Annotated in this window: 6 protein-coding genes; 3 read left to right on the top strand and 3 right to left on the bottom strand. The window is 73.7% G+C overall.

The features are described 5' to 3' along the window. Positions 1-230: 230 nt before the first annotated feature. On the top strand, positions 231-1,703 hold the full coding sequence (gene hemG, locus IEZ03_RS01530) for a protoporphyrinogen oxidase (RefSeq protein WP_184882812.1): 1,473 nt from the start codon (positions 231-233) through the stop codon (positions 1,701-1,703). Beyond that, positions 1,660-2,358, top strand: a complete 699-nt coding sequence (gene hemQ, locus IEZ03_RS01525; protein ID WP_184882814.1) for a hydrogen peroxide-dependent heme synthase — start codon at positions 1,660-1,662, stop codon at positions 2,356-2,358. The genes hemG and hemQ overlap by 44 nt, the downstream gene beginning before the upstream one ends. A 48-nt stretch (positions 2,359-2,406) precedes the next feature. Here the strand turns inward: hemQ and IEZ03_RS01520 are convergent, their stop codons facing one another. Both IEZ03_RS01520 and msrB read right to left on the bottom strand, forming a co-directional pair. Further along, the gene (locus IEZ03_RS01520; protein ID WP_184882816.1) at positions 2,407-3,048 is read right to left on the bottom strand and encodes a TIGR04222 domain-containing membrane protein; all 642 of its coding nucleotides are present in this window, start codon (positions 3,046-3,048) and stop codon (positions 2,407-2,409) included. 59 nt (positions 3,049-3,107) lie between these two features. Continuing rightward, a complete protein-coding gene (gene msrB, locus IEZ03_RS01515; protein ID WP_184882818.1) occupies positions 3,108-3,509 on the bottom strand; it encodes a peptide-methionine (R)-S-oxide reductase MsrB in 402 nt (133 codons plus the stop codon). 65 nt (positions 3,510-3,574) lie between these two features. Between msrB and IEZ03_RS01510 the strand changes: the two genes are divergently transcribed. After that, positions 3,575-4,657: a DNA polymerase domain-containing protein gene (locus tag IEZ03_RS01510; RefSeq protein WP_184882820.1), complete on the top strand. Its 1,083-nt coding sequence runs from the start codon at positions 3,575-3,577 to the stop codon at positions 4,655-4,657. A 52-nt stretch (positions 4,658-4,709) separates the two neighbouring features. Here the strand turns inward: IEZ03_RS01510 and IEZ03_RS01505 are convergent, their stop codons facing one another. Next, complete coding sequence (locus tag IEZ03_RS01505) at positions 4,710-6,686, bottom strand: Xaa-Pro dipeptidyl-peptidase (protein ID WP_229807916.1); 1,977 nt, start codon at positions 6,684-6,686, stop codon at positions 4,710-4,712. Between the last annotated feature and the right edge of the window lie 43 nt (positions 6,687-6,729).

Below are 6,729 nucleotides of genomic sequence, written 5' to 3'. Positions count from 1 at the left end.
CGAAGCCGCCGCGGGCGTCGGCGGCCGCGGGAGCGGCGAGCCCGGCGGCCAGGACGGCGGCCGCGGCCGCCGCGCCCGCGGCGCGGAGGAGAGTGCTCCAATGGTTCATATAGCCAGTATCCACTGGCGCGATCTGCGGGACTTGTCGCTCGGGTGATGAAACCGCGCCGCGGCGCGCGTCCCGGCCGCCCCGGTGCGCGATCCGGCGGCGCGTCTGGGAGGCTGGGGACATGAGCACGTCCCATGCCGTCGTCGTCGGGGGCGGCATCGCCGGCCTCGCCGCCGCCCGCATGCTGGCCCGGGACGGCGTCCGCGTGACCGTCCTGGAGGGCTCCCCGCGGATCGGCGGCAAGCTGCAGGTCAGCGAGATCGCCGGGATCCCGGTGGACGAGGGCGCCGAGTCGATGCTCGCCCGCCGCCCCGAGGGGCTCGACCTCGTCGCGGCCCTCGGCCGGTCCGGCGAGCTGGTCGACCCCGGCACCACCTCCTCGTCGATCTACAGCCGCGGCGAGCTGCGGCCGATCCCGTCCGGGCAGGTCATGGGCGTCCCGTCCGACCTGCGGGCGCTGGCGGCCGCGCGGGTGCTGTCCCCGGGCGGGCTGGCGCGCGTCCCGCTCGACCTCGTGCTGCCCGAGACGCGGCGCGGCGCCGACGTGTCCGTCGCCGACTTCATCGGGGCCCGGGTCGGCCGCGAGGTCGTCGACCGCCTCGTCGAGCCGCTGCTCGGCGGCGTGTACGCCGGGCGCGCCGAGCTGCTGTCGTTCGACGCGACGCTGCCCGCGGTCGCCGCCGCCGCGCGCTCCCACCGCTCGCTGCTCCAGGCCGTCCAGGGCATCCGGGACGCCGCGCCGAAGGACCCCGGCCCGGTCTTCGCCACGCTGCCGGACGGCCTCGGCACGCTCCCGCACCTGGTCGCCGCCGACGTCACCGCCGCCGGCGGGACCATCCGCACCGGCGCGACGGTCCGCGAACTGCGCCGCCGCCAGGACGGATGGCGCCTCACCCTCGGGCCGACCCGCGCCCCCGAGCACCTCGACGCCGACGCGGTGCTGATCGCCGTGCCCGCGGCCCCCGCGTCGCGGCTGCTCCAGGAGGACGTCCCCGACGCCTCCCGGGAACTGGCGGGCATCGAGTACGCCAGCATGGCGATCGTCACGCTCGCGTACCGGGCCACCGCGTTCCCGCGGCTCCCGGCCGGCAGCGGCTACCTCGTCCCCGCGGTGGAGAGCGCGCCGGAGCACGGCGGGCGGGGGGTCAAGGCCGTCACGTTCAGCTCGGTAAAATGGCCCCATCTGCGCGACCGCGACCCCGAGGTCATCGCGGTGCGCTGCTCCATCGGCCGGTTCGGCGACGAGCGGGCGCTCCAGCGGACCGACGCGGAGCTGGCCGCGACCGCGATGGCCGAGCTCGCCGCGACCTGCGGCGTCTCCGAGCTGCCCGTGGAGACCCGGGTGACCCGGTGGGGCGGCGGCCTGCCGCAGTACAACGTCGGCCACGCCGATCGCGTGGCCAGGGTCCGGTCCGCGGTCGCCGCGGCACCAGGGCTCGCGGTCGCGGGCGCCGCCTACGACGGCCTGGGCATCCCCGCGTGCATCGCCTCGGCGCGCGCGGCGGCCACCCGGGTGCTGGACCACCTGCGCAGCCGAGAAGGAGCAGACCATGACGCAGCCGACGGGCAAGCCCAGGGCACGCGAACTCAATGACGTCATCCGCTACACCATGTGGTCGGTCTTCCGGGTCGCGAGCCCGGGGACGCTCGGCGAGCGGGACGCGGCCGAGGTCCAGGAGCTCCTCGACCAGGCCGCCGAGAAGGACGTGACCACCCGCGGCGCCTACGACGTCGCCGGGCTGCGCGCCGACGCCGACTACATGTTCTGGTGGCACGCGCCCACGTCCGACGACCTCCAGGAGGTCTACACCCGGTTCCGCCGCACGGCGCTCGGCCGCGCCAGCGAGCCGGTGTGGTCGCAGATGGCGCTGCACCGCCCGGCGGAGTTCAACAAGAGCCACATCCCGGCCTTCCTCGCCGACGAGGAGCCCCGCGCCTACGTGTGCGTCTACCCGTTCGTCCGCTCCTACGAGTGGTACCTGCTCCCGGACGGCGAGCGCCGCGCGATGCTCGCCGAGCACGGCAAGATGGCGCGCGACTACCCCGACGTCCGGGCCAACACGGTGTCGGCGTTCGCGCTCGGCGACTACGAGTGGATGCTGGCGTTCGAGGCCGACGAACTGCACCGCATCGTCGACCTGATGCGCCACCTGCGCGGCGCCAAGGCGCGGCTGCACACCCGCGAGGAGATCCCCTTCTACACGGGCCGCCGCAAGCCCGTCACCGAACTCGTCGCCAACCTCGTCTAGGCGCCGGGCCGAGCCCGCCGGGGCGGCGCGCCCCGGCGGCGGGACCGCCTAGTCGCCACCGCCACCACCCCCGCCCCCGCCTCCGGAGTCCCCGCCTCCGAAGTCGCCCTCGCCGGATCCCCCGAGGCCGGATCCCCCGGAGTACGCGCCGCCCGTGCCGGTGTACCAGCGGCTGCGCGCCCGGTAGTGCGGCAGGTCGAGCGGCTCCGGGTCGTCGGCCTCCAGGATCTCCCGCAGCCGGGTCTCCTCGACGCCGGCCGGGCCGAGCACCGCGAGCCGCCCCGGCCGGGACGCGTCCCGCTCTTCGGCGATCATCCGGCGGAGCGCCCGGCCGTCCCGGGTGGGGCGCAGCCGCCTGCCTCGCATCAGCCCGGTCTCGCGCATGGCGTCCGCGATGGCGCGCACCTCCGGCGAGCGGGCCACCGCCGCGATCACCTGCCCGAGGGGGCGGCCCACGCGGGGGATCTCGCCGAGGACGGCGGCCTGCACCGGATCGTCCTCCCGCTCCGGGCCGGCGGGCTCGCGCCGCACGACCTCGACCCGGCGCGTCGCGCGGGAGATCCGGATGCGGCGCTGCTCGTGGAGCATGAGGACCGCGACCTGGACGACGCGCTCCGGCCCGCCGAACAGCAGAGCGGTGGTGTAGTGGTCGAACTCGCCGGGACCGGACTCGGCGCTTGACTCGCCCATGGAGACCCCCTGGCGGTGAGCCGTCGTCCATGGGACGCCCGAGCGCCCGGCCCGGTTGCCTACTCGGCGGGTTCGAGGGTGAGCGACACGGAGTTGATGCAGTAGCGGTCGTCGGTCGGGGTGCCGTAGCCCTCTCCGTGGAACACGTGGCCCAGGTGCGAGTCGCACACCGCGCACCGCACCTCGGTGCGGACCATGCCGAGTGAGCGGTCCTCGATCAGGATGACCGCATCGGAGTCCGACGGGGCGTAGAACGACGGCCAGCCGCAGTGGCTCTCGAACTTGGTCTCCGAGCGGAACAGCTCCGTACCGCAGGCACGGCACCGGTACACGCCGACGGTCTTCGTGTCGTTGTACTCGCCGGTGAACGGCTTCTCGGTCCCCGCCTCCCGCAGCACGTGGAACTCTTCGGGGCTGAGCTGCGCCCGCCACTCTTCCTCGCTCTTGCGGATCTTCTCCATGCCTCCGAAGGTACCCGCCGGGGTGGTCGCGCGGCACTGTCGTGCCCGTGGGTTAACGTGCCCGTATGGCCTCGCCCTTCATCGAGATCCCGGTCGGGGATCGGCTCGTCAAGGTGACCAACCCCGACAAGGTCTACTTTCCGGAGCACGGCTACACCAAGCGGCAGCTGGTGGAGTACTACCTGGCCGTGGGCGAGGGCATCGTCCGCGCCACCCGCGACCGCCCGACGACGCTGGAGCGCTGGCCCGCGGGCGTGTTCGAGGGCGCCAGGATGGCCACCCGGGAGGACTACGCGCGCGGCCAGGCGGGCATGGGCGCCGGCAAGTCCGACGCCTTCTACCAGAAGCGCATCCCCAAGGGCGCGCCCGACTGGGTGCAGACCGCCCGGATCAAGTTCCCCAGCGGCCGCTCCGCCGACGAGGTCTGCCCGACCGAGCCCGCCGTGATCGCCTGGGCCGCGAACCTCGGGACGCTGACGTTCCACCCGTGGCCCGTCCGCAGGGACGACGTCGACCACCCCGACGAGCTGCGCATCGACTTCGACCCGCAGCCCGGCACCGATTTCTCGGACGCCGTCCGCGTCGCGCTCGGCCCGGCCCGCGACCTGCTGTCGGAACTCGGCTTCACCGGCCATGTGAAGACCTCCGGCAAGGCCGGGGTGCACATCTACGTCCGCATCGAGCCGCGCTGGACGTTCACCGAGGTCCGCCGCGCCGCCCTCGCGTTCGGCCGCGAGGTGGAGCGCCGCAACCCCGCCGAGGTCACCACGAGGTGGTGGAAGGAGGAGCGCGGCGAGCAGGTCTTCATCGACTACAACCAGAACGCCCGCGACCGGACGATCGCGTCGGCCTACAGCGTCCGCCCGGCCCCGCACGCCCCGGTGTCGGCGCCCGTGACCTGGGACGAACTGCCCGACGTCGACCCGCACGACTTCACCATCGCCACGATGCCCGCCCGCTTCGCCGAACTCGGCGACCTGCACGCGTCCATCGACGACGAGGCGTTCTCCCTGGAGGGCCTCCTGGAGATGGCCGACCGCGACGAGCGCGACCACGGCCTCGGCGACATGCCGTATCCGCCGAACTACCCGAAGATGCCCGGCGAGCCCAAGCGCGTCCAGCCCAGCAAGGACACCGACAACCAGTGACGGGGCGGCCCCGCCGTCCCGTGCGGCACGGGGACGGCGGGCCCGCCGGCGATCAGCGGAACTCGCGTTCCTGGACGGGGAGCGTCACCTCGGACGGGCCCCGCCAGGGCGTCTGCGGCTGCGGCGGGGCGACCATCGACGACGGCTCGTCCGCGCCGATGACCACCGGGACGCGGACGGAACTGCCGCGCAGGTCCACCGTCACCTGGGCGCCCGTGGGCGTCTCGGTGTTGTAGTCGGAGTCCGTCCCGGCCAGGACCAGCGCGAGGCGGTGGCCCTTCTTCAGCACGTACTCCTGGCTGAGCGTCTCCCACCGGACGTCGTGGTAGCGGCCGGGCCGGAGCGGGCTCGGACGGCTCAGCGACAGGTGGTTCTGGGCGTCGAGCCAGCCGCGGGCGACCACGTTCACCGGCGAGGTGACCGTCCTGACCTCGGTCTCCCGGTAGCAGGCGTCGTCGGCCTCGGTGCTCTCACCGTGGCAGGACTCGGTGTCCAGGGTGCGGATGCCGGAGCCCGGGCCGAGGTAGTCCACCCGGGTGTCCTCGCCGTAGTCGACGAGCAGCGCGGTGACATTGGACGTCGGCGCGTCCAGCTTGATCCTCAGCCGCGCCTCGGGCGTCCCCGACAGCCGCCCGGTCCGCGGCAGCGGCGCCGACACGAACGCGGTCCGGAACGGCTGCTCCGCCGTCGGGTCGGCGACCATCGCGCTCTCCGGGTGCCCCTGGCCGCGCGGGCCCGGAGCGTCGGTGAACGTGGCCGTCGCGCCCTTCGGGGCCCGCGTCAGGCCGAGGGTGCCGTCCGCGCCGGGACGCAGGGTGATGGCGCGCGCGTCGCGGGCCGGCCAGTCCCGCTGGGTGATCCACTGGTCGGGCCCGATCTCGATGTCGGCGCGGGGCTCCCGCATGACGTCGTTGCGGATCTTGTGGAGCTCGTGGTCGAACCACCGGTGCAGGGTCGTCACCCAGTGGTCGCGGCGGAAGTCGAAGGGGTCGACGTGGCCGCGCTGCGTCAGCCACACCTTGCGCTGGACGCCGTGTCGCGCCAGGGCCTCCCACCATTCGGCGAAGTGGTCGACCTTCACGTTGAGGTCGTTGACCGCGTGCACCGCGAACACGCTCGCCCGGACGCGGGAGGCGCGGGCGATCGTGCCGTCCCGGTAGTCGGCGGTCTTCCAGTAGGCGTTGTAGTTGCCGGTCGCGTCGTCCTCGCCCTCGTCCAGATCGGCCCTGACCGCGGCGCACTTCTCGGGCGGGTCGGTGTCGACGTAGTCGGAGAGCCACGGCTGCTCGTCCGTCCAGTACTTGACGCCGTTCATGCGGCTGTAGTCGTACCAGCTGCTGATCGACGTGATGGGGACGATCGTCTCCAGGCCCCGGACGCCGGTCGCGGCGACGCCGTTGGCGAGCGTCCCGTCGTAGGACTTGCCGATCATGGCGGTGCGCCCGGTCGACCAGGACGCCCGCACCGGGCTGCCGTCCGCCCGGTACGCCTTGGCGCGCCCGTTCAGCCAGTCCACCACGGCCTTGCCGCCGAGGACGTCGCTCGGCCCGCCGCTGACGGGGCAGCCGTCCGACCGCGTCGTCCCGACCATGTCGACGGCGAGGAACGCGTACCCGCGGGGGACGAAGTAGTTGTCGTAGAACAGCGGGAACTTCACCGGGTTCCCGTCGGCGTCGTAGGTCTTGCGCTCGCCCTCGTTGCCGCGCCCCGCGTTGTCGTAGTACGGGCTCTCGTCCATGATCACCGGCACCTTGAGACCGCTCTCGGTCTCCCTGGGCCGGATGATGTCGACGTTGACGCGGTCGCGCCTGCCGTCCCGGTCGCTGTCCACGCTCGACTCGACGTAGACGTGCTCGCGGATCGCGTCCTTGTAGGAGAAGACCGGCTGCGTCACGCCGTCCTTCACCACGATCTGCGGCGGTGCCTGCGCCAGCGCCGCCGCCCCGCCTCCGCCGACGACGAGCGCCGCGCCGGTCAGCACGGCCGCCGCCATCGTCCGCCGGGTGCGTCTCAGGGATCGCCTGGTCAACCCGCACACCTCCGAAATCAGAAAATGATCTCTACGGAGGCAC

The sequence above is a fragment of the Actinomadura livida genome (genome assembly GCF_014648675.1).
GTDB lineage: Bacteria > Actinomycetota > Actinomycetes > Streptosporangiales > Streptosporangiaceae > Spirillospora > Spirillospora livida.
The sequence above is the reverse complement of the archived record's forward strand: the minus strand, read 5'-3'. Positions and strand labels throughout refer to the sequence as shown.